Annotated in this window: 22 protein-coding genes; 7 read left to right on the top strand and 15 right to left on the bottom strand. The window is 61.8% G+C overall.

Annotated elements, in window-relative coordinates; translation table 11 throughout:
- Positions 1-10 precede the first annotated feature (10 nt).
- Positions 11-955 carry an alpha/beta hydrolase gene (locus AC07T0_RS17825; RefSeq protein WP_495002447.1) on the top strand — a complete coding sequence of 315 codons (945 nt, stop codon included), beginning with the start codon at positions 11-13 and terminating at the stop codon, positions 953-955.
- Positions 956-1,026: 71 nt separating this feature from the next.
- Complete coding sequence (locus tag AC07T0_RS17820) at positions 1,027-1,497, top strand: MaoC family dehydratase (RefSeq protein ID WP_248802594.1); 471 nt, start codon at positions 1,027-1,029, stop codon at positions 1,495-1,497.
- A gap of 176 nt (positions 1,498-1,673) precedes the next feature.
- On the opposite strand, the gene AC07T0_RS17815 is transcribed toward AC07T0_RS17820, so the two are convergent.
- Positions 1,674-2,138, bottom strand: a complete 465-nt coding sequence (locus AC07T0_RS17815; protein WP_495002446.1) for a ferritin-like domain-containing protein — start codon at positions 2,136-2,138, stop codon at positions 1,674-1,676.
- A gap of 208 nt (positions 2,139-2,346) precedes the next feature.
- Between AC07T0_RS17815 and AC07T0_RS17810 the strand changes: the two genes are divergently transcribed.
- Together AC07T0_RS17810 and AC07T0_RS17805 are read left to right on the top strand one after the other, a co-directional pair.
- Entirely contained in the window at positions 2,347-2,583 is a 237-nt protein-coding gene (locus tag AC07T0_RS17810; RefSeq protein WP_027619874.1) for a DUF3820 family protein, read from the top strand.
- 26 nt (positions 2,584-2,609) lie between these two features.
- Positions 2,610-3,794: an aminotransferase class V-fold PLP-dependent enzyme gene (locus AC07T0_RS17805; RefSeq protein ID WP_495002445.1), complete on the top strand. Its 1,185-nt coding sequence runs from the start codon at positions 2,610-2,612 to the stop codon at positions 3,792-3,794.
- A gap of 165 nt (positions 3,795-3,959) precedes the next feature.
- Here AC07T0_RS17805 and AC07T0_RS17800 read toward each other — a convergent pair whose 3' ends face one another.
- Genes AC07T0_RS17800 through zwf form a run of 3 tightly spaced genes read right to left on the bottom strand, consistent with a single transcriptional unit; the run spans position 3,960 to position 6,812 of the window.
- Positions 3,960-4,625 carry a bifunctional 4-hydroxy-2-oxoglutarate aldolase/2-dehydro-3-deoxy-phosphogluconate aldolase gene (locus tag AC07T0_RS17800; RefSeq protein ID WP_248797246.1) on the bottom strand — a complete coding sequence of 222 codons (666 nt, stop codon included), beginning with the start codon at positions 4,623-4,625 and terminating at the stop codon, positions 3,960-3,962.
- 17 nt (positions 4,626-4,642) lie between these two features.
- Complete coding sequence (gene pgl / locus AC07T0_RS17795) at positions 4,643-5,356, bottom strand: 6-phosphogluconolactonase (protein ID WP_495002444.1); 714 nt, start codon at positions 5,354-5,356, stop codon at positions 4,643-4,645.
- Positions 5,343-6,812 (bottom strand): glucose-6-phosphate dehydrogenase, encoded by a 1,470-nt coding sequence (gene zwf, locus AC07T0_RS17790; RefSeq protein WP_495002443.1) that lies wholly within the window; start codon positions 6,810-6,812, stop codon positions 5,343-5,345. The genes pgl and zwf overlap by 14 nt, the downstream gene beginning before the upstream one ends.
- 226 nt (positions 6,813-7,038) lie before the next feature.
- On the opposite strand from zwf, the gene AC07T0_RS17785 reads away from it, so the two are divergent.
- Positions 7,039-7,899 carry a MurR/RpiR family transcriptional regulator gene (locus AC07T0_RS17785; protein ID WP_495002507.1) on the top strand — a complete coding sequence of 287 codons (861 nt, stop codon included), beginning with the start codon at positions 7,039-7,041 and terminating at the stop codon, positions 7,897-7,899.
- Positions 7,900-8,043: 144 nt separating this feature from the next.
- Here AC07T0_RS17785 and AC07T0_RS17780 read toward each other — a convergent pair whose 3' ends face one another.
- From AC07T0_RS17780 to AC07T0_RS17750, 7 genes are all read right to left on the bottom strand, one after another.
- Complete coding sequence (locus AC07T0_RS17780; protein ID WP_495002442.1) at positions 8,044-8,898, bottom strand: D-hexose-6-phosphate mutarotase; 855 nt, start codon at positions 8,896-8,898, stop codon at positions 8,044-8,046.
- Positions 8,899-9,124: 226 nt separating this feature from the next.
- The gene (locus tag AC07T0_RS17775; RefSeq protein WP_495002441.1) at positions 9,125-10,471 is read right to left on the bottom strand and encodes a carbohydrate porin; all 1,347 of its coding nucleotides are present in this window, start codon (positions 10,469-10,471) and stop codon (positions 9,125-9,127) included.
- A 91-nt stretch (positions 10,472-10,562) separates the two neighbouring features.
- Positions 10,563-11,723 (bottom strand): ABC transporter ATP-binding protein, encoded by a 1,161-nt coding sequence (locus AC07T0_RS17770; RefSeq protein ID WP_495002440.1) that lies wholly within the window; start codon positions 11,721-11,723, stop codon positions 10,563-10,565.
- 2 nt (positions 11,724-11,725) lie between these two features.
- Positions 11,726-12,571: a carbohydrate ABC transporter permease gene (locus tag AC07T0_RS17765; protein ID WP_495002439.1), complete on the bottom strand. Its 846-nt coding sequence runs from the start codon at positions 12,569-12,571 to the stop codon at positions 11,726-11,728.
- A complete protein-coding gene (locus AC07T0_RS17760) occupies positions 12,564-13,472 on the bottom strand; it encodes a carbohydrate ABC transporter permease (protein ID WP_495002438.1) in 909 nt (302 codons plus the stop codon). The genes AC07T0_RS17765 and AC07T0_RS17760 overlap by 8 nt, the downstream gene beginning before the upstream one ends.
- A gap of 154 nt (positions 13,473-13,626) precedes the next feature.
- Entirely contained in the window at positions 13,627-14,913 is a 1,287-nt protein-coding gene (locus tag AC07T0_RS17755; RefSeq protein WP_495002437.1) for an ABC transporter substrate-binding protein, read from the bottom strand.
- 105 nt (positions 14,914-15,018) lie between these two features.
- Positions 15,019-16,302 (bottom strand): D-mannose isomerase, encoded by a 1,284-nt coding sequence (locus AC07T0_RS17750; protein ID WP_495002436.1) that lies wholly within the window; start codon positions 16,300-16,302, stop codon positions 15,019-15,021.
- A gap of 483 nt (positions 16,303-16,785) precedes the next feature.
- Here AC07T0_RS17750 and AC07T0_RS17745 point away from each other — a divergent pair, with 483 nt between their 5' ends.
- Positions 16,786-17,430 carry an AP2/ERF family transcription factor gene (locus tag AC07T0_RS17745; protein ID WP_495002435.1) on the top strand — a complete coding sequence of 215 codons (645 nt, stop codon included), beginning with the start codon at positions 16,786-16,788 and terminating at the stop codon, positions 17,428-17,430.
- On the opposite strand, the gene AC07T0_RS17740 is transcribed toward AC07T0_RS17745, so the two are convergent.
- The 4 genes from AC07T0_RS17740 to edd all read right to left on the bottom strand — a co-directional run bounded on the left by AC07T0_RS17740 (position 17,399) and on the right by edd (position 22,593).
- Positions 17,399-18,859, bottom strand: coding sequence for an ATP-binding protein (locus AC07T0_RS17740; RefSeq protein WP_495002434.1), 1,461 nt, complete (start codon positions 18,857-18,859; stop codon positions 17,399-17,401). The genes AC07T0_RS17745 and AC07T0_RS17740 overlap by 32 nt on opposite strands.
- Positions 18,849-19,580 (bottom strand): response regulator, encoded by a 732-nt coding sequence (locus tag AC07T0_RS17735; protein WP_177143352.1) that lies wholly within the window; start codon positions 19,578-19,580, stop codon positions 18,849-18,851. Before AC07T0_RS17735 ends, AC07T0_RS17740 begins: the two co-directional genes overlap by 11 nt.
- A gap of 212 nt (positions 19,581-19,792) precedes the next feature.
- Positions 19,793-20,770 carry a glucokinase gene (locus AC07T0_RS17730; protein WP_495002433.1) on the bottom strand — a complete coding sequence of 326 codons (978 nt, stop codon included), beginning with the start codon at positions 20,768-20,770 and terminating at the stop codon, positions 19,793-19,795.
- Positions 20,767-22,593 carry a phosphogluconate dehydratase gene (gene edd / locus AC07T0_RS17725; RefSeq protein ID WP_495002432.1) on the bottom strand — a complete coding sequence of 609 codons (1,827 nt, stop codon included), beginning with the start codon at positions 22,591-22,593 and terminating at the stop codon, positions 20,767-20,769. The genes AC07T0_RS17730 and edd overlap by 4 nt, the downstream gene beginning before the upstream one ends.
- A 212-nt stretch (positions 22,594-22,805) precedes the next feature.
- Between edd and gap the strand changes: the two genes are divergently transcribed.
- A complete protein-coding gene (gene gap, locus AC07T0_RS17720; protein ID WP_495002431.1) occupies positions 22,806-23,807 on the top strand; it encodes a type I glyceraldehyde-3-phosphate dehydrogenase in 1,002 nt (333 codons plus the stop codon).
- The last annotated feature ends 19 nt before the right edge of the window (positions 23,808-23,826 follow it).

Here is a 23,826-nt window from a genome sequence, read left to right as displayed (position 1 = left end):
AGGAACCGCCATGATCCATGACACCTTCTGGCTGACCGTGAGTGACCACAGCCGCCTGTACGTCAATCGCTGGTTGCCGGACGGCCCCCCGAAAGCCGTGATTATGCTGTCCCACGGCATGGCCGAGCACAGCGGCCGCTATGAACGCCTGGCCGATGCCTTGTGCGACGCCGGTCATGCCCTGTACGCCTTCGACCAGCGCGGCCACGGCAAGACCGCCGAACACGGCATCCTCGGCCACTACGCCGACCAGGACGGCTGGTGCGCGGTGGTCAGTGACCTGGCCAGCCTCAACCAGCGCATCGGCGAGCAACACCCGGGGGTACCGATCATCCTGCTCGGTCACAGCATGGGCAGCTACATCGCCCAGGCCTACCTGCTGCACCACAGTGCCAGCCTGCAGGGCGCGATCCTCAGTGGCTCGAACTTCCAACCGGTGGTGCTGTACCGCGCGGCCGCCGCGATTGCCCGCTTCGAACGCTGGCGCCAGGGCCCCACCGGGCGCAGCGCACTGATCGACTGGCTGTCGTTCGGCTCGTTCAACAAGGCCTTCAAACCCAACCGCACCGCCTTCGACTGGCTGAGCCGCGACCCGAATGAAGTAGACAAATACGTCAACGACCCGCTGTGCGGCTTCCGTTGCACCAACCAATTGTGGATTGATCTGCTCGGCGGCCTGCAGCAGATCAGCAAGGCGAAAAACCTCGCGCAGATCGACCCGGGCCTGCCGCTGCTGGTGATCGGCGGCAAATGTGATCCGGTCAGCGAGGGCAAGCGTCTCAAGGATCTGGCCGACGCTTTGCGCGCTGCCGGTAGCCAGAACCTGCAATTGAACGTCTACCCACAGGCACGGCATGAAGTGTTCAACGAGAGCAACCGCGAGGAAGTCACCCACGACGTGATCCAGTGGCTGGAACAAGCCCTGGCCCATCGCCGCCCCTCGCGCTCGGAATGATCGCCGGCTACATTATTTTCTTTGAAATCAATTCGTTGATTTTAAATAACCGCTAACAGGATCCCCTTGCGATGACCCAGGTTACCAACACGCCTTACGAAGCCCTTGAGGTCGGCCAGACCGCCAGCTACAGCAAGACCGTTGAAGAGCGCGATATCCAGTTGTTCGCCGCCATGTCCGGCGATCACAACCCGGTGCACCTGGACCCCGAGTTCGCCGCGGCAAGCATGTTCAAGGAGCGCATTGCCCACGGCATGTTCAGCGGTGCGCTGATCAGCGCCGCGGTGGCCTGCGAGCTGCCTGGGCCGGGCACCATCTACCTGGGCCAGCAAATGAGCTTCCAGAAGCCGGTGAAGATCGGCGACACCCTGACCGTGCGCCTGGAGATCCTCGAGAAACTGCCGAAATTCCGCGTGCGCATCGCCACCCGCGTCTTCAACCAGCGCGATGAGCTGGTGGTCGACGGCGAGGCCGAGATCCTCGCGCCACGCAAGCAACAGACAGTGACCCTGACCAGCCCGCCGCCGATCACCATTGGCTGACCATCAGTGGGAGCTGGCTTGCCAGCGATGAGGCCCGTGAGTCTTACGGCGCCCGTGCGGACGCCATCGCCAGCAAGCCGGCTCCCACCAAACCGCGCTCCAGCGCAAAAAATCCGTTGTGCTCAACAAACAAAAAAACGCCGGATCAACCGGCGTTTTTTGTGACCGCGCGAAACTTAACTGGCGCGAGCGATATTACGCAGCGCTTTCACCTGGTCATGATTGCGCAGCACCCCCTGGTACTGGCGGTTCACCAGATCGGTGAGCCCCACCAGGTTGTACTTGGCCAGCTTCACCAGCGCTTCGCTGTAGGCCTTCTTGGCGTGGTCTTCACCGCGCTCGGCTTCGTTGAGCACGGCCTCTTCACCCTTGCCGGTGAACAGCGCCTTGACGTCCACCCAGCGACGGTGCAGGTCACCGGCCACACTGCTGGAGTTCTCCGGATCACCGCCCAGTTTGCGCACCTCGGCCTGCAACTGCAGCGCCGAGTTCGCACACTCGCTGGCACGCTGCACAAACAACGCCTTCAGCTCAGGATGCTTGATATCGTCCGCACACGTCTGAAAACCTTTCTGACCATCTTTGCTGACTTCAATCAGATGGTTGAGAATCGATACGGCTTCTTTATTGATGTTGGTCATGGCTCAATTCCTTCTGGTGGTGGAAGTTAGCCAAGACGGTTGCAGTCACCGTGCCAAATCATGAACAACTATTTTTTACTTACATTTCATAAACTTAAAAATATTCAAAGAATCTGTATGGTGGTTATTTGCATGAACTGTCAATTGGCCTGCATGCAGAATGCCGGTATTTTTCAAGACGCTTGAACAGCGCAAGACAAGGTCGCCCATGAATCCCGAGAAACTCGAACTGCTGGTCACCCGCGAAATGCCATTCGGCAAATACAAGGGGCGGATCATCGCCGACCTGCCCGGCCCGTACTTGAACTGGTTCGCCCGCGAGGGCTTCCCCCACGGCGAACTCGGCGGCCTGCTCGCCTTGATGCAGGAGATCGACCACAATGGCTTGTCCGACCTGCTCGACCCGCTCCGCGCCAAGCACGGCAAACCCAAACCCCGCCATTGAGCCCCGTTGTCGAGAGAAGTACCGTCATGCCATGGAATGAAGAACACGCCCGCGACGAACACTTCTGGCAAACCGTGGCCGAGCGCTACGACGTAGAGCCCGGTCCGATCAACCTGGAAAACGGCTACTTCGGCCGCATGACCCGTAGTGTCGTGGAGACCTACAAAGGCCATATCGAGTTCATCAACCGTAGCAACTCGGTGTATGTGCGCCAGCGCTTCGAAACCATCGAAAGCCTGGAGATTCGCGCGCAACTGGCCGACCTGTTGGGCAGCCATCCGCAAGCGCTGGCCCTGACCCGCTGCGCCAGCGACGGCCTGCACGCGCTGATCCGCAACTACAACGCCTTGCAGCCAGGCGACCAGTTGCTGGTCAGCGACCAGGAATACCCCAGCGTACTGGGCGCCATGCGCTGGCTGGCGCGCAACCGCGGCGTCGAGCTGATCGAGATCAGCCACCCCTTCCCGACGAGTTTCGCCAACCTGGTGAGCACCTACCAGGAAGCCTTCGAACGCTACCCCCGGCTGAAACTGATGGCCCTGACCTATGTCACCCATCGCAGCGGGCTGGTGATGCCGGTGCAGGCCATCGCGACCCTGGCCCGCGAGCATGGGGTCGACGTGATTCTCGACGGTGCCCATGCCCTCGGCCAGATCGACTTCAACCTCGAAGCACTGGGTATCCTGTTTGCCGGTTTCAACCTGCAGAAATGGATGGGCGCGCCACTGAGCCTGGGCTTTCTCTATATCGATCCCAAGCGCCTGGCGGATATCGACCCGGACATGGGCGAAGACCGCTACCCCCTCAACGATATCCGTGCCCGGGCCCCCTATGGCACACCGAATATTCCGGCCTGGATGACCTTGCCTCTGGTCCTTGAGGAACATCGGGCACTCGGTGGCTCGGCGGCCAAGGGCGCGCGACTCAATTACCTGCGGGATATCTGGGTGAGCGCGGCACGCGGAATGCCGGGTATCGAGGTGCTGACACCGGATGATCCGCGGTTGTATTGCGGCATCACCTCGCTGCGCTTTCGGCATGAGCCGGACCAGCAGCGGATGGTCGAACGACTCTTGAAGGACTACAACCTGTTTACCGTGGTCCGCGACGGCACCGCCCATGGCAATTGCATCCGGGTCACACCGGGCCTGGCCAACTCGGCCGAGGACTTCAAGCTGTTGGCCCGGGCGCTGGGCGAATTGAGTCGTTGAGTGGCCCGCTGCGTGGGATCGCGAGCGAGCTTGCTCCTACCGATATCCGCGTCGTACAGACGATCACGTCTACAACACCGCTTTTCACCAGGCAAAAAAAAAACGGTGCGCCGACCAAGCGCACCGTAAAGCCGTAGAACACACAACGAATTCAGTAACGCTCAATCAGTCCAGCAAGGCCAGCGCCTCGGCGGTGCACTCCTGGATCCGCGCCCAGTCGCCGTTCTTGATCCACTCCGGATCAAGCATCCAGCTGCCGCCCACGCACATCACGTTTTTCAACGCCATGTAGCTCTTGATATTGGCCGGGCCGACGCCGCCGGTTGGGCAGAATTTCACTTCGCCGAATGGGCCGCCCAAGGCCTTGATGGCTGCCACACCGCCGCTGACTTCCGCCGGGAACAGCTTGAAGCGGCGATAGCCCAGGCCATAACCTTCCATGATCCCGGAGGCATTGCTGATGCCGGGCAACAACGGAATCGGGCTGTCGACGCTGGCTTCCAGCAGATCACGGGTAATGCCCGGAGTGACGATGAATTGCGAACCCGCCGCCTCCGCCGCCGCCAGCATCTGCCGATCGAGCACGGTGCCGGCACCGGTCACCAGCTCCGGACGCTGCTCACGCAGGATCTGGATGGCCTTGAGGCCGAACTGCGAGCGCAGGGTCACTTCCAGCGCGGTCAGGCCACCGGCGGCCAGGGCATCGGCCAGCGGCAGGACATCCTGTTCGCGGGCAATGGTGATCACCGGAAGAATCCGTGCACGGGCGCAGAGCTCATCGATCAGGACGACCTTGTCTGCCATGGAGACGGTCGGGGCATTTTTTGTCATAGCAGCGGATCCTTGACTCATGGGCACCAGTAAATATTCAGGGTAGGTTGCAAGAACGCGCGAATCGGCATGGCGGCGAGGTCGTCGCCGGCCAATGCGGCACTCAGGGTGGTCAGTTTCGACTGGCCGGAAATCGCCAGCACGGTGAAGCTTGCCGAAGCCAGCAGGGCCCGACTCATGCTCAGGCGCTGGCGCGGCACGCTGGGCGCCAGCATCGGCCAGATCCGCCGGCTGCCATCCACTTGCAGGGCCGCCGCCAGGTTCGGGCTGCCGGGGAACAGTGACGCGGTGTGACCGTCATCGCCCATGCCCAGGACCAGCACGTCGATCGCCGGCAGCTCGGCGAGCAGTTGATCGGCCTGTTCGGCCGCCGCTTCCAGGTTCGCCGCGGCGCTGTACAAACCGATAAACCGCGCCATGGCCGCCGGGCCCTGGAGCAGGTAGCGCTTGAGCAGGCCGGCGTTGCTGTCGGCGTGCTCCACCGGCACCCAGCGCTCGTCGGCCAGGCTGATAACCACACGGGACCAGTCCAGCTCCTGTTTCACCAGGCTCTGGAAGAACGCCACCGGGCTGCGCCCGCCGGACACCACCAGGGTCGCCACGCCACGCGCGGCAATCGCTGCCCGCAGTTGCTCGGCCACCGCCTGCGCCTGACCCTCGGCCAACAGCGCCGGGCTGCGGAACTCGCGAGCCTGCACGCCCTGCGGCAGTTTCAATTCAGATATCGCCATACCACGACCTCCCATCCCGCGTGATCAGTGCAATGGAACTCATCGGCCCCCAGGACCCCGCTGCGTACGGCTTGGGCGCATCGCCGGATTTTTTCCAGCCGGCGATCAACTGGTCGCACCACTTCCACGCGGCTTCGATCTCATCTTTACGGACAAACAGGTTCTGGTTGCCGTGCATCACTTCCAGCAACAGACGCTCGTAGGCGTCCGGAATCCGCGCACTGCGATAGGTGTCGGAGAAATTCAGTTGCAGCGGCCCGCTGCGCAGTTGCATGCCCTTGTCCAGGCCCTGCTCCTTGGTCATCACCCGCAGGGAAATCCCTTCGTCCGGTTGCAGACGGATGATCAGCTTGTTGCTGATCTGCAAGCGCTGCTCGGGAGCGAAGATGTAGTGCGACGGCTCCTTGAAGTGGATGACGATCTGCGACAGCTTCTGCGGCATGCGCTTGCCGGTACGCAGGTAGAACGGCACGCCGGCCCAGCGCCAGTTGCGGATATCGGCGCGCAGGGCAACGAAGGTCTCGGTATCGCTCTGGGTGTTGGAGTTTTCTTCCTCCAGGTAACCCGGTACCGAATGCCCTTCGCTGTGCCCGGCAATGTACTGGCCGCGCACCACCTGGGTGGTCAGGCCTTCCGGGCTGATCGGCGCCAGGGCCTTGAGCACCTTGACCTTTTCGTCACGGATGCTGTCGGCCGAGAGATCGGCCGGCGGGTCCATGGCGATCAGGCAGAGCAGTTGCAGCAGGTGGTTCTGGATCATGTCCCGCAGCTGGCCAGCCTTGTCGAAGTAACCCCAGCGACCTTCGATACCGACCTTCTCGGCCACGGTGATTTCCACGTGGGAGATGTAGTTCTGGTTCCACTGGGTTTCGAACAGGCTGTTGGCGAAACGCAGGGCGATCAGGTTCTGCACCGTCTCCTTGCCCAGGTAGTGGTCGATGCGATAGGTGCGGTTTTCCGGGAAGAACCGCGCCACGGCGTCGTTGACCTTGCGCGACGACTCGAGGTCCGAACCGATGGGCTTTTCCAGCACCACCCGGGTGTTGTTCGCCAGGCCGACCTTGGCCAGGTTCTCGCAGATCGCGCCATAGACCGAGGCCGGCGTGGCGAAATAGGCGATCAGGCACTGAGTGGTACCGGCCTGCTCGGCCAGGGCGACATAGTCGTCAGCCTTGAGGAAGTCCACATGCTGGTAGCTCAGGCGCGCGAGAAAGCGCTCAAGCACCGCTTCGTCGATTTCCTTGGTCTCGACAAAAACCCGCAGTTCTTCTTCGATGGTCGCCAGGTGCTCGGCATTGCTGCCGGGCTCGCGGGCCAACGCCAGGATGCGTGTGTCCTCATGCAGCAGGCCCGCGCCATCAAGGTGATACAAGGCAGGAAACAGCTTGCGAAGCGCCAGGTCGCCCAGGGCGCCGAACAAGGCAAAGGTGCACGGTTCAACCGTTATCGAAGGCATGATGTTTGTTCTTTTATCAAGTTAAGCGATAAATACCTTTTTTCGAGGCATCACTCAAGGAAAAATGTAGTAATAACCACAACATTTTATCAAAATGATGATTCCGAGTGGTGGTCATCACACGCCATCAGTAGGATAGGCCACCGCCGGGAGCTGCCCAAGGGCATTGTTCCGGGCCTTGCAGAACCCAAGTTGTCTCGAATCAAGGAATCACCAAATGGACCGCGTGCGAAATCTCCTGGAGCAGATCCAGGGCCGCCTCGAAGGCCTGAACAAGGCCGAGCGCAAAGTCGCCGAAGTCATCCTGCTCAACCCGCAGCAGGCGACCCGTTTCAGCATCGCCGCCCTCGCCCAGGCGGCCTCGGTCAGCGAGCCGACAGTCAACCGCTTCTGCCGCTCGTTCGGCGTCAGCGGCTACCCCGAACTCAAGTTGCAACTGGCCCAGAGCCTGGCCAGCGGCGCGGCCTATGTAAGCCGTGCGGTGGAGGCCGACGACAACCCCGAGGCCTACACGCAAAAGATCTTCGGCAGCGCCATCGCCTCCCTGGACAGCGCCTGCCAGGCCCTGGACCCGAACCTGATCAGCCGCGCCGTCGACCTGCTGATTCAGGCCCGGCAGATCCACTTTTTCGGCCTGGGGGCATCGGCGCCGGTGGCCCTGGATGCCCAGCACAAGTTCTTTCGCTTCAACCTGGCGGTCACCGCCCATGCCGATGTGCTGATGCAGCGGATGCTCGCCTCGGTGGCCCACACCGGCGAGTTGTTCGTGATCATTTCCTATACCGGGCGTACCCGGGAACTGGTGGAAGTGGCGCGCATCGCCCGGGAGAACGGTGCCTCGGTGCTTGGATTGACGGCGGCGGGCTCGCCTCTGGCCAAGGCCAGCACCCTGAGCCTGAATATTCCGCTGCCGGAAGACACCGACATCTACATGCCGATGACCTCGCGGATCATCCAGTTGACGGTGCTCGACGTACTGGCCACCGGCATGACCCTGCGCCGTGGCGTGGATTTCCAGCCGCACCTGCGCAAGATCAAGGAAAGCCTCAATGCCAGCCGTTATCCGGTGGGCGACGAGTTCAACTGAGGCCGGCACAGATTCTGTGTCGACTGGGCGGGCCCTATCGCCAGCAAGCCGGCTCCCACAGAATCCGGGCTCGACGATAGAGCAGAGTGGAATGCCGACCTGTGGGAGCCGGCTTGCCGGCGATGGCGTCATCCGCCACATCGCCTAGGCCGAAGCCCGCGCCTGCAAACTCAGATGCGCCCGCTCCCCGGGCGCCAGGCACAGGCTGTCGGTGCCGCCACTGGCGGCCTCGACACAGACAAAGCCCATCACTTCATTCCAACTTACCCCCAGCAACGGCCGGTGCCCCGGATGCCAGACCACGGTGTCGGCGCTGTCGCCGGTGTCGATGCACAGCTCTCGCTGCCAGGCGTGATCCTTGAGGTGCAGTTCACCGTCATGCTGGAACACCCGCTGACACCCGCCATCGACCCGCAACTCGCCTTCCTGCCGGCACGCCTGGCGACTCAACTGATCATAACCCTGCGCACCGTCAAGCCCGGACAGCGCTATCTCACCAACATCGCCAATACGCCAATAGGCGTGCAGCGCATGGCTCAACTGACACGGTTCGCTGTCCTGATGCTCGGTGCTCAGGCGCAGGTCCATGCTGTCGCCCAGGCGCGCATGCAGGTCGACCTGCCAGTCGCAAAGCTGCAAGCGCCAATGCAGGCTGACACCCTCGTCATCGCTGCTACTCTCCAGCAGCTTCCAGTCGATCAGCCGCGCCCAACCATGGGACGGCCAGGCGTTTTCGCTCGGATGCCGCCCATACCAGGGCCAGCACACCGGCACCCCACCGCGAATCGCCCCGACCTGCGGCCATTTGGCCGCGCACCACAGCCAGGGCTTCTGCCCCTGCGGCTGGAAGTGCAACAGTTGCGCGCCCTGGCGGCTGAACACCGCCTGGCACAAGGGATGATCGATCACCAGTACTTCACGCTGTTGAAAGCGCTCCCACTGGAACACCGGCTGCTCGCGCCGGGATTTGAAAAAACGTTGTAGCGGTTGCTCATGCATGTGCCGCGAATCCTGAAATCACCCAACCATTTGCATCCCTCCACCTGTAGGAGCGAGCTTGCTCGCGATGAACGCAAGGGCACCGCGTACCTCCAGTTGCCCCGCGTTATCGTTGACGTTCATCGCGAGCAAGCTCGCTCCTACAGTGTGCTGCAAAAAAAAGCGGACGGTCTGGTGGACCATCCGCAAGATGCGCACATAGAGAGAGAGCTTATCAGTCGAAGCCTTAGAAGACCGACTGAATTTTCAGGCCAGCGACCACAGCGTTGTCGACTTGATTCACACCACCCGGGTGGGTGACGTACTGCAGGTTGGGACGTACGGTCAGCCAGTTGGTGACGTGGAAGCCGTAGTTGATTTCGGTGTTGAACTCGGTGTCGCGCAGTGGCGAGTACAGCGGGTTGTTGTAGTCGCTGACGTTATTGGCCGCGTTTTCCAACTCGGCGTTTTCCCTCACGTCCTGGTTGACATGGATACGGGCGAAACCGATCCCGACGTCATCCTTCGGACGCGCATCGAACGGCCCTTTGTACACGAACATCACCGACTGGTAGTTGTCGACGAGGTTGGTGGCCTTGTCGTGGAAGGTCGCGTTGGCCGCGATGTTCAGACCGCGGGAAGCATCGCCGTTGTGGCTGGTGAGTTGCTGCTGGGCAACGAACCAGTAACCGTGCTTGCTGTTGTGGACACGATAAGGGAGACCGGTCGTTGCCGCGTCCCCGCCATTGTTGTCCCTGAGCACATCATTGGCAGGGGCCGCGCTTTTGTAGTAACCGACACGGTATTCGCCCGGCAGGTCGTTGACCTTCGGCGACCAGACCAGTTCGACCGGCAAGACGGTGCCCTTGGTACCGCTGCCGCTGAGTTTGAAGCCGTTACCGTGCTCCAGTTGCGACGGGTTCTGGTTGTAAGCACCGATCTGCGCATACAACTCAGGCGTGATGTTGTACTTCACGCGAATAGCGGCCTGGGCGACGGGCCAGTTGAACCAGGTGTTGACATAGTTACCCACCTGGGAGCCACAGAACGACAGGTTCTGGAAATCGCAAGGGAAGGTGTTGAAGTCTTCGCCTTCACCGAAGTAACCGAGTTTCACGTCCAGCTTGTTGTCGAACATCTGGTGCTGGATCCACAGCTGGGTCAGACGGACCATGTGGCCGCGACCGTCGACTTCCTGGGAGGAGCTCAAGGTGCCGGCACGTGGGTCGCCGATACGGTCATTGGAGATGTTCTCACCGTTACGGTTGGTGAGCTGGATCTTGGCCTGGGTGTTATCCCAGCCCCACAGTTTTTGCAGGTCCAACGCCACGCCCAGGCCAAACTGGTCGGCGTAACGCGAGGTGTGGTTATTGTTGTAGCCACCATGCAGGTTGCTACCCACCTCACCGACGTAGTCCGCCTTGATGTCGATACCTTCCTCGATCAGCTTGGTTCGCTCTCCACCCCAGTCACCGGTCATCCATTTGGAGTTAGCGCTGAACGCATCGTCCGCCATTGCATTAGCGGCCAGAACCAGTGTTGCCGCCGCCGACAATTGGCAGAACAGGCGGGCATTGGTGTTTTGCTTTTTCATCCCTACATCCTCGTCTTTATTGTTATTAAGCTGTTTTTATCTAACGCGGTTACATCGACTGCGACGCGGGGCGAACCCCGCGTCACGAATTTCAGCGGCCCTTGAATTGCGCCACATTGTCGGTATGCACCTGGGCCTGCGGCTTAGCCACCACGCCCAGGCGTTCACCGGTCTGGGCGTCAAACAACAACACCTTGGCCGGATCGAATTGCAGGGTCAGGGTTTCGCCCACCTGGGGCGCCACGTCCGGCGCCAGTCGGCAGCAGACCTTGGTCTCGTTGAGGTTGACGAACACCAGGGTGTCCGGGCCGGTCGGTTCGGTGACCTGCACTTCGGCACGAATGCTCGGCAAGCCATTGGGCTCGCCCTGCATCAGGCTGATCTGCTCCGGGCGCATGCCGAGAATAATTTCGCGGTCTTCAAGACCGGCGTCGGTCACGTCCAGCGGCAACTCGCAACGAGCCTGGCCGCTGTCGAGCAAGGCCAGCAGGCGACCGTCCTTGCGTTGCAGACGCAGGGGGATGAAGTTCATCGGCGGCGAACCGATGAAGCTGGCGACGAACAGGTTCGCCGGATCGTTATAGATCTGCTTCGGCGTGCCGAACTGCTGGATGATGCCGTCCTTCATCACCGCCACCTTGTCGCCCAGGGTCATGGCTTCGATCTGGTCGTGGGTCACGTAGACCGTGGTGGTTTTCAGGCGCTGGTGCATCAGTTTCATTTCGGTGCGCATCTCGACCCGCAGCTTGGCGTCGAGGTTGGACAGCGGTTCGTCGAACAGGTAGATCTTCGGCCGCCGCGCCAGGGCACGGCCCATGGCCACGCGCTGCTGCTGGCCACCGGACAACTGGCCCGGCTTGCGGTTGAGCAAGTGTTCGATCTGAAGCAGCTTGGCGACCCGCGCGACTTCTTCGTCGATGGCCGCCTGGCTCATCTTGCGGATTTTCAGGCCGAACTCGATGTTCTCGCGCACACTCATGGTCGGGTACAGCGCATAGGACTGGAACACCATGGCGATGTCACGATCCTTCGGGCTCATGCCGCTGACGTCCTGATCATCAATCATGATCGCGCCGCCGGTGATGTTCTCCAGGCCTGCGATGCAGTTCATCAGCGTCGACTTGCCACAGCCCGAAGGTCCCACCAGGATCAGGAACTCACCGTCCGAGATCGACAGTTCGATGTTCTTCAGGGTGTCCGGCAAACCGGCGCCGTAGGTCTTGTTTACATTGCGAAGTTCGAGCGTTGCCATGATTACCCCTTGACTGCGCCGGCCGTCAGCCCGCGCACGAAATACTTGCCTGCGACCACATAGACCAGCAGGGTCGGCAGCCCGGCGATCATCGCCGCTGCCATATCAACGTTGTATTCCTTGACCCCGGTACTGGTGTTGACCAGGTTGTTCAGCGCCACCGTGATCGGCTGCGAATCACCGCTGGAGAACACCACACCGAACAGGAAGTCGTTCCAGATCTGAGTGAACTGCCAGATCAGGCAGACCATGATGATCGGGGTCGACATCGGCAGAATGATCAGCCGGAAGATGGTGAAGAAACCCGCGCCATCCAGGCGCGCCGCCTTCACCAGCGCGTCGGGAATGCTCACGTAATAGTTACGGAAGAACAGCGTGGTGAACGCCAGGCCGTAAACGATATGCACGAACACCAGGCCGGTGGTGGTGCTGGCCAGGCCCATCTTGCCGAGGGTGAACGAGGCCGGCAGCAGCACGGTCTGGAACGGCAGGAAGCAACCGAACAGCAACAGGCCGAAGAACAACTGCGAACCGCGAAAGCGCCACATCGACAGCACATAGCCGTTCAACGCACCGATGGCGGTGGAGATCAGCACCGCCGGAACGGTGATCTTGATCGAGTTCCAGAAGTAACCATTGACCGTGGCCCAGGCCTTGACCCAGCCGATGTCGGTGATCACCGTCGGCCAGCTCAGCAGGTTGCCGGTGCTGATGTCTTCCGGCGACTTGAAGCTGGTCAACAGCATGACCACCAGCGGTACCAGATAGAGCAGCACGGCGAGGATCAGCACCGCGTAGATGGCGATGCGACTCAGGCTGATAGCCGGTTTGTGGACGAGACTAGTCATTACGCTTGGTCCTCAGCTCGGAGTACAGGTAAGGCACGATGATCGCGAGAATCGCACCGAGCATCAGGATCGCACTGGCCGAGCCCATGCCCATCTGGCCGCGACTGAAGGTAAAGGAGTACATGAACATGGCGGGCAGGTCGGACGAGTAGCCCGGGCCGCCGGCGGTCATCGCCGCCACCAGGTCGAAGCTCTTGATCGCGATGTGCGCCAGGATCATCACCGCACTGAAGAACACCGGACGCAGGCTTGGCAGCACCACTTTCCAATAGATCTTGGGCAGGCTCGCGCCATCGATCTGGGCCGCACGAATGATCGATTGATCGACACCGCGCAAGCCGGCCAGGAACATCGCCATGATGAACCCCGAGGCCTGCCATACCGCCGCGATCACCAGGCAATAGACCACACGATCAGGGTCGATCAGCCAGTCCAGGCGGAAGCCTTCCCAACCCCAGTCACGCAGCAGTTTGTCGAGGCCCATGCCCGGGTTGAGCAGCCATTTCCAGGCGGTACCGGTGACGATCATCGAGAGCGCCATCGGGTACAGGTAAATCGTGCGGATAAAACCTTCGCGACGGATGCGCTGGTCGAGGAACACCGCCAACAGCACGCCGATCACCAGGGTGACGCCGATGAACAAGCCACCGAACAGCGCCAGGTTCTTGCTCGCCACCCACCAGCGGTCGTTGTCGAACAACCGTGCGTATTGCGCCAGGCCTACCCATTTGTAGGACGGCAGGAAAGTCGAGTTGGTGAACGACAGCACGAACGTCCACAGGATATAGCCATAGAAGCCCACCAGGACGATGAACATGCTGGGCGCCAGCACCAGTTTGGGTAGCCAGCGCTGCAATGCATCGAACGGCGAGGCTTTGCTGAACACAGCAACAGAACTCATGGGAAAATCCACTACAGGGAAAAGGGACTACATGCAGATCCTCTGTAGGAGCCGGCTTGCCGGCGATTGCGGTTTATCAGTTGGCGAATCCGGTGACCGATATTCCGCTATCGCTGGCAAGCCAGCGCCTACAGGGAGCCTGCGTTGCTAATGATTACTTGGCGGACTTGACCGCCGCGCCGAGTTTCTTCGCCGCATCGGCAGGATCGGCTTTCGGGTCGTTGATGTAGTTGGTCACTACGTCAAAGAACGCACCCTGTACCGCCAGCGTGGTCGCCATGTTGTGCGCCATGCTCGGTTGCAGGCCGCCAGTCTTGGCATCGTCCAGGAAGTCCTTGGCCGACTTCTGGGCGCACTCGTCGAAGCCGAGCTTGTCCATTTCGTGGAGCATGTCGTTACGAACCGGGATCGAGCCTTTGTTGATGCTGAAGACTTTCTGGAAGTTCTCACCCAGGACGACCTTGGCAATATCCTGCTGACCTGCCGCGGTGCCCTTGTCTTTCTGCTTGAACACCGCCAGGGAGTCGATGTTGTAGGTGAAGGCTTTATCGGTACCCGGGAAGGCTACGCATTCGTAGTCCTTGCCAGCGACTTTCTTGGCCGCCGTCCACTCGCTCTTGGCCCAGTCACCCATGATCTGCATGCCGGCCTTGCCGTTGATGACCTTGGCCGCTTCCAGGTTCCAGTCCTGGCCTTTGCCGTCCTGGTCCATGTAGGTCGCGACTTTCTTCAGTTCGGTCAGCGCCTTGACCATTTCAGGACCGGTCAGGGTAGCGTTGTCCAGGTCGACCAGGGCTTTCTTGTAGCCATCAACGCCCATCACCGACAACACGACAGCTTCGAAAACGGTGCTGTCCTGCCAAGGCTGACCGCCGTGGGCAAGCGCAATGAAACCCGCCGCCTTGAGCTTGTCGCCGGCAGCGTAGAATTCCTGGAGGGTGGTCGGTGCTTTTTCGATACCGGCTTTCTTGAAGACTGCAGGGTTGATCCACAGCCAGTTGACGCGGTGAATGTTCACCGGCACGGCCACGTAATCACCGTTGTACTTCACGGTATCGGAGACTTTCTTGTCGAGCAGGCCGTCCCACTTCTCGTCTTTGGCAACACCCTTCAGAACGTCAGTGTCGAGCAGCCCGGTGGATGCCCATTCCTGGATATCCGGGCCTTTGATCTGCGCAACACCCGGTGGGTTGCCGGCTACGGCACGGCTTTTCAGCACGGTCATGGCAGTGGCACCGCCGCCGCCCGCTACCGCACCGTCTTTCCAGGTGAAGCCGTCTTTTTCAACTTGAGCCTTGAGGACATCGACCGCGGCTTTTTCACCACCGGAAGTCCACCAATGGACAACTTCCACGGACCCTTTCGAGTCGGCGGCAAGAGCGCTTAGGGGAAACAACGAGGCGAGAGAAACGACAGCGGCGAGGCGGGAAATCGAATTCATCTGTAGTACCTTTCTTGTTGTTATGCATGCAAGTCTGGTGCTTGCGCTGCATGGGATTCTAGTCAAGGCAAGGCCCCTCGCAGGTAACGAAGGGACGTGCAAATGTCACCGCATGGTTACATGGTTTGCGTTGCCGTTATTAGCCGAAGATTGCCGGGCCAGAGCACTCGCGAGGCTCGGAGCGAGTGGCAGGTCGGGCAGCAGTACCGCTTGAAAGGCATGATAGAGGTCGGGTTTGCCGCCCCAGATCTTGGCATCGGGCCGATTGTGCTCGTCCAGTTCGTGATGCCAACTGCCCAACACCGGGTCGATGAAGTGCACATCGATGAAATCCCAGAAGCGTCGATACCAGGTTTCGTACTGCGCCTCGCCGGTGCGCCGGAGCAAGGCGGCGGCCGTGGCGCTGGCTTCGGCATGGGTCCAGTGCAGGCGCTGACGGACCACCGGGCGATTGGCCCAGTCCAGCGTGTAGACGATGCCCGGCGTGCCATCGGCCTGCCAGCCATGGCGGCAGGCGCTGTCGAACAGCCCGCGGGCATCGTCCAGCAACCAGCCGGGGGTGAACAGGCCGGCCGCACGGCGTGCGGCCTCCAGGTGCAAGACCAGCCGCGCCCACTCGAAACCGTGGCCGGGCGTGGTGCCATAGGGGCGAAAGCCGTCCGCCGGGTTGTCGTGGTTGTACTCGCGCAGGGGTTGCCACTGGCGATCGAAGTGCTCGATGACCATGAAATCGTTGGCGGCGGCGTGATGATGGATCACCCGCTCGACGATGCGCAGCGCGCGATCCAGCCAGCGACTGTCGCCGGTGACATCGGCCAGGGCGAGAAAGGCCTCGGTGCCATGCATATTGCTGTTGGCGCCGCGATAGGCTTCTTCCTGCTGCCAGTCGCGGGCGAAGGATTCACGCAGGGCGCCCTCCTCCTCGCTCCAGAAATGCGTTTCCAGCACGCCGATCGCTTCGGCCAGCAGGCTCGGGGCATCGGCGCTGCCGGCGACCACCGCGGAACTCGCGGCCAGGGCGACAAAGGCATGCAGGTAGGCGGCCTTGCCGCTGTTGCCATCGCGGTGATCGGGCCGCGCATACCAGCCGCCGTGGGTGGCATCGCGCAACGGGCCCCAGAGAGCGGCGACACCGTGCTCGACCAGGGCCAGACAACCGGGAATCCCCTGGATATGGGCCATGGCGAAACTGTGGGTCATGCGCGCGGTGTTCATGGTTTCGGCCATGGCCCCGTCCGCCAGTTGCCCGCGCTCGTCGAGGTTGCCGAAGCCTTCGGCCAGGCGCGAGGCCTTGGCAAACGCCAGCAGCCGCCGGCCTTCGGCCAGCAGCCAAGCGTGATGGGCCGGGGCGTTGAGCCAGCTGCTGAAGGGCAGTTCAAGGGTGTCCATCCGAGTACCTTTCTTGTTGTTAGGATCAAAAGACAGGGCGCATTCCCCAGGCCGTCAGATAAGGAAATGTGACTTTGAAAACACCGCACACCCCTGTAGGAGCTGGCTTGCCAGCGATGGCGATGTCACGTTCACCGCCGCCATCGCTGGCAAGCCAGCGCCTACAGGAGACCGTGTTCAACCTTGACTGATCAGCAATGGAACCAATGCCTGTCATCGGGCGATTCTAGCCAGCCATCTCGCGCCACCAGGTCACGAAGCCCCGCGCAAATGTCACCACTCAGTGACAAACATCAAAGGAAGCACCCTTCGACCCAAGGCTCCGCAAGGTAGGAAAATTGCTGAATAAGTCGTTTCCCTTTCCAATGTAGGAGCAATCCCTAACGTCTTTTCCCACATTGAAGCACTCCTTTACTTCGGCGAATCTGCTGCACTTCTTCATTTCAGGTGCGCCGGTCGAGCGCCCACAAGGAGGTGTGATCCATGGTTGCCCCCCACCTGCGCAACCCCCGCCAATGCTGCATTTTCCCGGTCTACAACGCACAAGGGCTGTGTGCCTGGCGGGTCGAGGTCGTGCGCGGCGGCGTCCGCCTGGACGGGGTCTTCAGCTTTGCCGAATGCGGCGGCGAGGAACCGGCCCGGAGCATGGCCGAGTCCTACCGCAACGCCCTGGTGCTGAAAATGCAGCCTTCGCTGAGCTATGCCGAACGCCAGCGCCTGATGCCCCACAACACCAGCGGGCATCCCGGGGTGATTCGGGTCGAGACCAACAACACCGGCTATTGGCGCGCCAGCACGCGGATTCATGGCTACTGCCTGAGCCGCAGTTTCAGTGTCCGCCGCCACGGCGAAGAACAGGCCAAGCGCCTGGCGCTGCGTGAGCGCGAACGCCAGCTGGCCTTGTGCGGCGAGCCCTATGAACAGGCGATGGAAGCCTTGCAGCGCTACTTCAGCCAGAGCAACAGCCGCGTGCGCGAGCACCGTATCCGCGCCGCCATGGCGCGACCGCGGGAGGTCTCGGTCTCAGCCGATATTCTCACGCCGGACCCGCTCGAGCCGGCGCTGAACATCAGTGCGGAACAAGCGTTCCTGTCGATCAGTCGGCATTTCGCGGCAAGTACAAAGTAACCCGCAGCCCACCGTCGCGCAGGTTCTGCAGGCTCACCTCACCGCCATGGCTGTGGGCGATATTGCGCGCGATGCCCAGCCCCAGGCCGTAGCCCTGCTGCTGACCGGACAAGCGAAAGTGCGGTTCGAAGACCTGCTCCAGGCGCTGCTCGGGTACCCCTGGCCCCTCATCATCGACGTGCAGGACAAAGGCCACGTCGTCGTCTTCGATGTGCAGATGGGCCTTGTCACCATACTTGAGGGCGTTGTCGATCAGATTGCCCATGCAGCGTCGCAGCGCCAGCGGCTTGCCGGGAAAGGCCGCGTGGGCGCGCCCGTCCAGCGAGACCCGACCGTTGCCGTTGGGTGGCAGGTAGGGTTCGATCAGACAATCGAGGGCGTGGTTGAGGTCCACCGGTTCGATGTTCTCGTGGATATCGGTGTCCTTCACGCATTGCAGCGCGCCCTTGACCAGCATCTCCAGCTCGTCGAGGTCGCGGCCAAACTTGTGCTGCAGCTTCTCGTCCTCCAGCAGCTCGACCCGCAGGCGCAGGCGGGTGATGGGGGTGCGCAGGTCGTGGGAAATGGCGCTGAACAACTGGCTGCGTTCGGTCAGGTAACGACTGATGCGCTCACGCATGGCGTTGAATGCGCGCCCCACCTCCACCACTTCGCTACCGCCACCCTCGGCCACCGGCCGTACCTGCGCATCGCCCAGGGACATGTCCCGCGCCGCCCGTGCCAGGCGCTTGAGGGGACGGCTCTGCCAGTGCACCAGCAGGCCGATGAACAACAGCAGAAAGCTACTGGTGAGGACGATAAACCACACCTGCTGGGACGGCAGGCCTTCCTCCTCCAGGCTGGTGTAGGGTTCCGGCAACAGGGAGGCGATATACAGCCATTCGCCGGGGGACATCTGGATCTGCGTCACCAGCACCGGCGGATTGACCGGTTCCAGGGTCAATGCATAGTGGGCCCAGGAACGCGGCAGCTCGTCGAGTTTCAGGCCGCCGTTGAAGATCCGCAGGTCGTCCGGGCTGACGAATTGCACCGAGATATCCACCTCGTTGCCCAACGCCTGGCGCAACACCTCGTGCACGGCGTCGAGCACCGCGGTCTTGCGTGGCGTGGCCGGCAGCAGGCGCATGTCCAGGGGTTTGTCATTGAGGGTGACGACAAAACGCGTGCCGCCCATGCTGCGCAACTGGTCGAGCACCAGCGGACGATAGGCCAGCGGCAGCGAGCGCAGGTAGCTGACACTGGCGGTCATCGAATGAGCCAGGCTGCGGGCACTGGTGACCAGGCCTTCGAGCTGCGTGGCCCGCAACTGCGAGAGCCAGATCACGCTGGACAGCGTCTGGGCGATCAACACCGCCAGCAGGGTCAGCAGCAACATGCGCCCCAGCAGCGAGCGCGGAACCGGCAGGCGCCGGCGCAGTTCAGAGGGCATTGGCTGCGGTGACGTTGGCCGCCAGCTGATAGCCGCTGCCGCGCACGGTGCGAATCAGTCGCGGCGGCTTGTCGGTGTCGCGCAGGCGTTGGCGCAGGCGGCTGACCGCCATGTCGACGATCCGGTCCAGGGGCATCAGATCACGCCCGCGGGTGGCATTGCCGATGGTGTCGCGGTCGAGGATTTCCTGGGGGTGATCAAGAAACAGCTTGAGCAAGGCGAAGTCGGCGCCGGAGAGAATCACTTCTTCACCGTCGGTGTGGAACAGCCGGTGGCTGACCGTGTCCAGACGCCAGTCGTCAAAAGCCAGCACCTCGCTGCCATTGCGCTCCTGGCCGAACTGGGCACGGCGCAACAGGGCCTTGATCCGTGCCTGCAGTTCCCGTGGGCTGAACGGTTTGCCCAGGTAATCGTCGGCGCCCAGTTCCAGACCGATGACCCGGTCGGCCTCGTCGGAGCTGGCCGTCAGCATGATGATCGGCACCTGCGCCTGTCGCGGATGCTGGCGTACCCAGCGGCAGAGGCTGAAGCCGTCTTCGTCGGGGAGCATGACGTCGAGGATCACCAGATCGCTGTGGGCATCGTTGAGGGCTTGGCGAAAGCCGGCGCCATCGCCGACGGTACGCACCTGGAAACCGGCACGGCTGAGGTAGGTGTCCAGCAACTCACGGATTTCCTGATCGTCGTCGACCAGGAGAATGGACTTACTGAATACGCTCACGGAAATCGTCCTTGTTGTTGTGATGAGGACTGAAATGCGGATTATGCCTTAATCGATTAAGCCGTGAAGCAGTGTTGCCTGGGGGAATGGAATGCCTTTGCGGGCAAGCCCCAAATACCCGTCAATCAAGAAAATCTGAAGCCGAGCACGATCTTGTGGCGAGCGGGCTTGCCCGCTCGCCACAATTGAGATCGCGTCTACCTGAAGCCTTATTAACTCGCCGACACCAGGGTGTGCTCAAAAGCCTGCTGCAACGCCACCCCCGCGCCAATCAGCCCGGAATACGGGGCCGTCACCAGCCACACCGGGATGCCCTTGAAGTAGTCGCTCATGCAGCCTTTGTCAGCAAAGCTCCTGGCAAAGCCGCTGTTGATGAAAAAATCGGCAAACCGCGGGATCACCCCGCCGACGATATACACCCCGCCGCGCCCGCCCGTGGTCAGCACGTTGTTGCCCGCCACCCGGCCCAGCCAGCAACTGAACTGCTCCAGCACTTCCCGGGCAATCGGATCGCCCGCCAGACCGGCCGCGGTAATCGACTCCGGGGTTTCCAGCACCGGCACGTGCCCGTCCACCGCGCAGATCGCCCGGTATACCCGTGGCAAGCCGCCACCGCTCAACGCCGACTCGGCGCTGACATGGCCGATTTCACTGTGAATATGCTGCCAGAGCTGGGTTTCACGTGGGCTGCTCAAGGGCAGGTCGACATGCCCACCTTCCCCCGGCAAGGCCATGAAGTGCTGCTCGCCCAGGTGTAACAAAGTACCCACGCCGAGGCCGGTGCCGGGACCGATCACCACCGCCGGACGCAACGGCTCCGGCGTGCCTTCGCAGACCACCCGGTAGTCACCCGGCTCCAGCCGGGTCATGCCCAGGGCCATGGCGGAAAAGTCGTTGACCAGCAACAGCTCGTCGACCTGCAAGGTTTCGCAGAACGCCCGGCGGCTCAGCCGCCAGTGGTTATTGGTGAACCGAAACTCGTCGCCGCCCACGGGGCCCGCCACCGACAGGCACACGGCGCCGACCGCCCCCAGCGCCAGGCCCAGGCCGTCGAGGTAGACCTTGATGGCCGCCTCGGGGCTGGCATGATCGACAGTTGCCAGGATCTTCACCGAATCCAGGGCATTGTCCTTCCACAACGCGAAACGCGCATTGGTGCCGCCAATGTCGCCTACCAACGCCAACTTCATTCAAGGTGCTCCAGGGCCGAAGTGAACGCGCTGGCGCCCTGCTCCGCCGAGCTGAAGGCCATGCGCATGAAGCCGAAGAGTTCGCGGCCACAGCCGATATTATTACCCAGCAGGCCGACCACGGGCTCGCGCGCGGCGAATTCGGCGTCGTCCACCAGCACCCGCAAGGTGCCCTTGACCCCGTCCACGCGGATCACATCGCCATCACGGACCCGCGCCAGCGCGCCGCCGACATGGGCTTCGGGGCAGACATGGATGGCCGCCGGAATCTTGCCCGAGGCCCCGGACATGCGACCGTCGGTGACCAGCGCGACCTTGAAGCCACGGTCCTGCAACACGCCGAGGAACGGGGTCATCTTGTGCAATTCCGGCATGCCGTTGGAGCGCGGCCCCTGGAAGCGCATCACCGCGACAAAGTCCTTCTCCAGCAAGCCGGCCTTGAATGCATCGGCCAGGTCCTGTTGGTCCTGGAACACCACCGCCGGGGCTTCGACGATCTGGTGCTCCAGGGCCACGGCGGAAACTTTCATCACGCCGCGGCCAAGGTTGCCTTCCATCACCCGCAGGCCGCCTTCCGGAGAGAAGGCCCGGGCCACGGGGCGCAGGATATGTTCATCGAGGCTTTCGATCGGGCCGTCGCGCCAGACCAGTTCGCCGTCCAGCAAGAACGGCTCCTGGGTGTAGCGGCTCAGGCCGTGGCCGGCGACGGTATTCACATCTTCGTGCAACAGGCCGGCTTCCAGCAGTTCACGAATCAGGAAGGCCATGCCACCCGCCGCCTGGAAGTGGTTGATATCGGCCTTGCCGTTCGGATAGACATGGGAGAGGGTCGGCACCACCTCGGAGAGGTCGGCCATGTCCTGCCAGGTCAGTTGGATACCGGCCGCCTGGGCAATCGCCGGCATATGCAGAGTGTGGTTGGTGGAACCGCCGGTGGCGTGCAGGGCAACGATGGAGTTGACCAGCGAACGCTCGTCTACAATCTCCCCCAGGGGCATGAAGCTGCCGCTCTGCTTGGTCAGGCGGGTGATCTGGTGCGCCGCTTCGCGGGTCAGGGCATCGCGCAGCGGGGTATTCGGATTGACGAAGGACGAACCCGGCAAGTGCAGGCCCATGACTTCCATCAGCAACTGGTTGGTGTTGGCGGTGCCGTAGAAGGTGCAGGTGCCGGGGCTGTGGTAGGACTTCATCTCCGACTCCAGCAGCTCCTCGCGGCTGGCCTTGCCTTCGGCATAGCGCTGGCGCACATCGGCTTTTTCCTTGTTGGAAATCCCCGAGACCATCGGCCCGCCGGGCACAAAGATGGTCGGCAGGTGACCGAAGCGCAAGGCGCCCATCAACAGGCCGGGCACGATCTTGTCGCAGATGCCAAGCATCATCGCCGCGTCGAACATGTTGTGCGACAGGGCCACGGCGGTGGACATCGCGATCACTTCGCGGCTGGCGATGCCCAGCTCCATGCCCGGCTCACCTTGGGTCACGCCATCGCACATGGCCGGCACACCGCCAGCGAACTGGCCGACCGAGCCGATCTCGCGCAGGGCGTGCTTGATCTGTTCCGGATAGGTTTCGTAAGGCTGGTGCGCGGAGAGCATGTCGTTATAGGACGAAACGATCGCCACGTTGGCGGCGTTCATCAGGCGCAGGTTCTGCTTGTCGTCGCTGCCGCAGCCGGCCACGCCATGGGCAAAGTTCGCGCATTGCAGCTTGCCGCGCATCGGGCCATCACTGGCGGCACCGCGAATCAGTGCCAGATACGCCTGGCGAGTGGCGTGGCTGCGGGCGACAAGCCGTTCGGTGACCTCAAGAACGCGGGGATGCATGTGTAGAACTCCAGGCTAACGGATAGGGCGACCTGTGGTTCCAAGCTGATCGAAAGCCTCGTACGACGGGGCTTTTCAATCATCTGGACCTGTTGATTCAGGTCACTCGTTGTAGATAAAACAAAATATTGCCACTAAAAAGGCTTGTTTTCTATTTTTATGCGAATAATCTTGTAATTCCAACAACAAAACTATGACAGGCGCTTCCCTAAATGACTCTACGAATCGCAATCAACGGTTTTGGCCGCATCGGCCGCAACGTACTGCGTGCACTCTATACCCAAGGTTACCGTCAAGACCTGCAGGTCGTCGCCATCAACGACCTGGGCGACAGCGCCATCAATGCTCACCTGCTCAAGTACGACACGGTTCACGGCACTTTTGATGCCAGCGTAGAACATGACAATGAAAGCCTGATCGTCAACGGCGATCGCATTTCCGTCAGCGCGATCCGCAATCCGGCCGAACTGCCCTGGGCCGCCGAGAAGATCGACGTGGTTTTTGAATGCACCGGTCTGTTCACCGACCGTGCCAAGGCTGCCGCGCACCTGACTGCCGGCGCCCGCAAAGTGATTATTTCCGCGCCGGCCAAAGGCGCCGATGCCACCGTGGTGTACGGGGTCAACCATGACATCCTGCGCCAATCGCACCAGATCATTTCCAACGCATCATGCACCACCAACTGCCTGGCCCCGGTGGCCCAGGTGCTGCACCGCGAGCTGGGTATCGAAAGTGGCCTGATGACCACCATCCATGCCTACACCAATGACCAGAACCTGACCGACGTCTACCACACCGACCCGTACCGCGCGCGTTCGGCGACCCAGAACATGATCCCGAGCAAAACCGGCGCCGCCGAAGCCGTGGGCCTGGTGCTTCCGGAACTGGCGGGCAAGCTGACCGGCATGTCCGTGCGCGTGCCGGTGATCAACGTGTCCCTGGTCGACCTGACCGTGCAACTCAAGCGCGAGGCCACGGCTGAAGAAGTCAACGCCCTGCTCAAGGAAGCCAGCCGGCATTCGAAGATCCTGGGTTACAACACCCTGCCGCTGGTTTCCAGCGACTTCAACCACAACCCGCTGTCGTCGATCTTCGACGCCAACCACACCAAGGTCAGCGGCAAGCTGCTCAAGGTCCTGGCCTGGTACGACAACGAGTGGGGCTTCTCCAACCGCATGCTGGATAACTGCCTGGCGCTGTGCAACGCCGAGTAAAAAACCAACACGGAACAAG

It is taken from the genome of Pseudomonas sp. GW821-FHT04D07, from assembly GCF_059420225.1.
Note: the sequence above shows the minus strand (reverse complement) of the source record. Positions and strands in the feature narration are given on the sequence as shown.

Bases quoted from the DNA above. Each gene is read 5' to 3' on its own strand.
- AC07T0_RS17825 (WP_495002447.1), top strand. From the start codon at position 11: ATGATCCATGACACCTTCTGGCTGACCGTGAGTGACCACAGCCGCCTG.
- AC07T0_RS17820 (WP_248802594.1), top strand. From the start codon at position 1,027: ATGACCCAGGTTACCAACACGCCTTACGAAGCCCTTGAGGTCGGCCAG.
- AC07T0_RS17815 (WP_495002446.1), bottom strand. From the start codon at position 2,138: ATGACCAACATCAATAAAGAAGCCGTATCGATTCTCAACCATCTGATT.
- AC07T0_RS17810 (WP_027619874.1), top strand. From the start codon at position 2,347: ATGAATCCCGAGAAACTCGAACTGCTGGTCACCCGCGAAATGCCATTC.
- AC07T0_RS17805 (WP_495002445.1), top strand. From the start codon at position 2,610: ATGCCATGGAATGAAGAACACGCCCGCGACGAACACTTCTGGCAAACC.
- AC07T0_RS17800 (WP_248797246.1), bottom strand. From the start codon at position 4,625: ATGACAAAAAATGCCCCGACCGTCTCCATGGCAGACAAGGTCGTCCTG.
- pgl (WP_495002444.1), bottom strand. From the start codon at position 5,356: ATGGCGATATCTGAATTGAAACTGCCGCAGGGCGTGCAGGCTCGCGAG.
- zwf (WP_495002443.1), bottom strand. From the start codon at position 6,812: ATGCCTTCGATAACGGTTGAACCGTGCACCTTTGCCTTGTTCGGCGCC.
- AC07T0_RS17780 (WP_495002442.1), bottom strand. From the start codon at position 8,898: ATGCATGAGCAACCGCTACAACGTTTTTTCAAATCCCGGCGCGAGCAG.
- AC07T0_RS17775 (WP_495002441.1), bottom strand. From the start codon at position 10,471: ATGAAAAAGCAAAACACCAATGCCCGCCTGTTCTGCCAATTGTCGGCG.
- AC07T0_RS17770 (WP_495002440.1), bottom strand. From the start codon at position 11,723: ATGGCAACGCTCGAACTTCGCAATGTAAACAAGACCTACGGCGCCGGT.
- AC07T0_RS17765 (WP_495002439.1), bottom strand. From the start codon at position 12,571: ATGACTAGTCTCGTCCACAAACCGGCTATCAGCCTGAGTCGCATCGCC.
- AC07T0_RS17760 (WP_495002438.1), bottom strand. From the start codon at position 13,472: ATGAGTTCTGTTGCTGTGTTCAGCAAAGCCTCGCCGTTCGATGCATTG.
- AC07T0_RS17755 (WP_495002437.1), bottom strand. From the start codon at position 14,913: ATGAATTCGATTTCCCGCCTCGCCGCTGTCGTTTCTCTCGCCTCGTTG.
- AC07T0_RS17750 (WP_495002436.1), bottom strand. From the start codon at position 16,302: ATGGACACCCTTGAACTGCCCTTCAGCAGCTGGCTCAACGCCCCGGCC.
- AC07T0_RS17745 (WP_495002435.1), top strand. From the start codon at position 16,786: ATGGTTGCCCCCCACCTGCGCAACCCCCGCCAATGCTGCATTTTCCCG.
- AC07T0_RS17740 (WP_495002434.1), bottom strand. From the start codon at position 18,859: ATGCCCTCTGAACTGCGCCGGCGCCTGCCGGTTCCGCGCTCGCTGCTG.
- AC07T0_RS17730 (WP_495002433.1), bottom strand. From the start codon at position 20,770: ATGAAGTTGGCGTTGGTAGGCGACATTGGCGGCACCAATGCGCGTTTC.
- edd (WP_495002432.1), bottom strand. From the start codon at position 22,593: ATGCATCCCCGCGTTCTTGAGGTCACCGAACGGCTTGTCGCCCGCAGC.
- gap (WP_495002431.1), top strand. From the start codon at position 22,806: ATGACTCTACGAATCGCAATCAACGGTTTTGGCCGCATCGGCCGCAAC.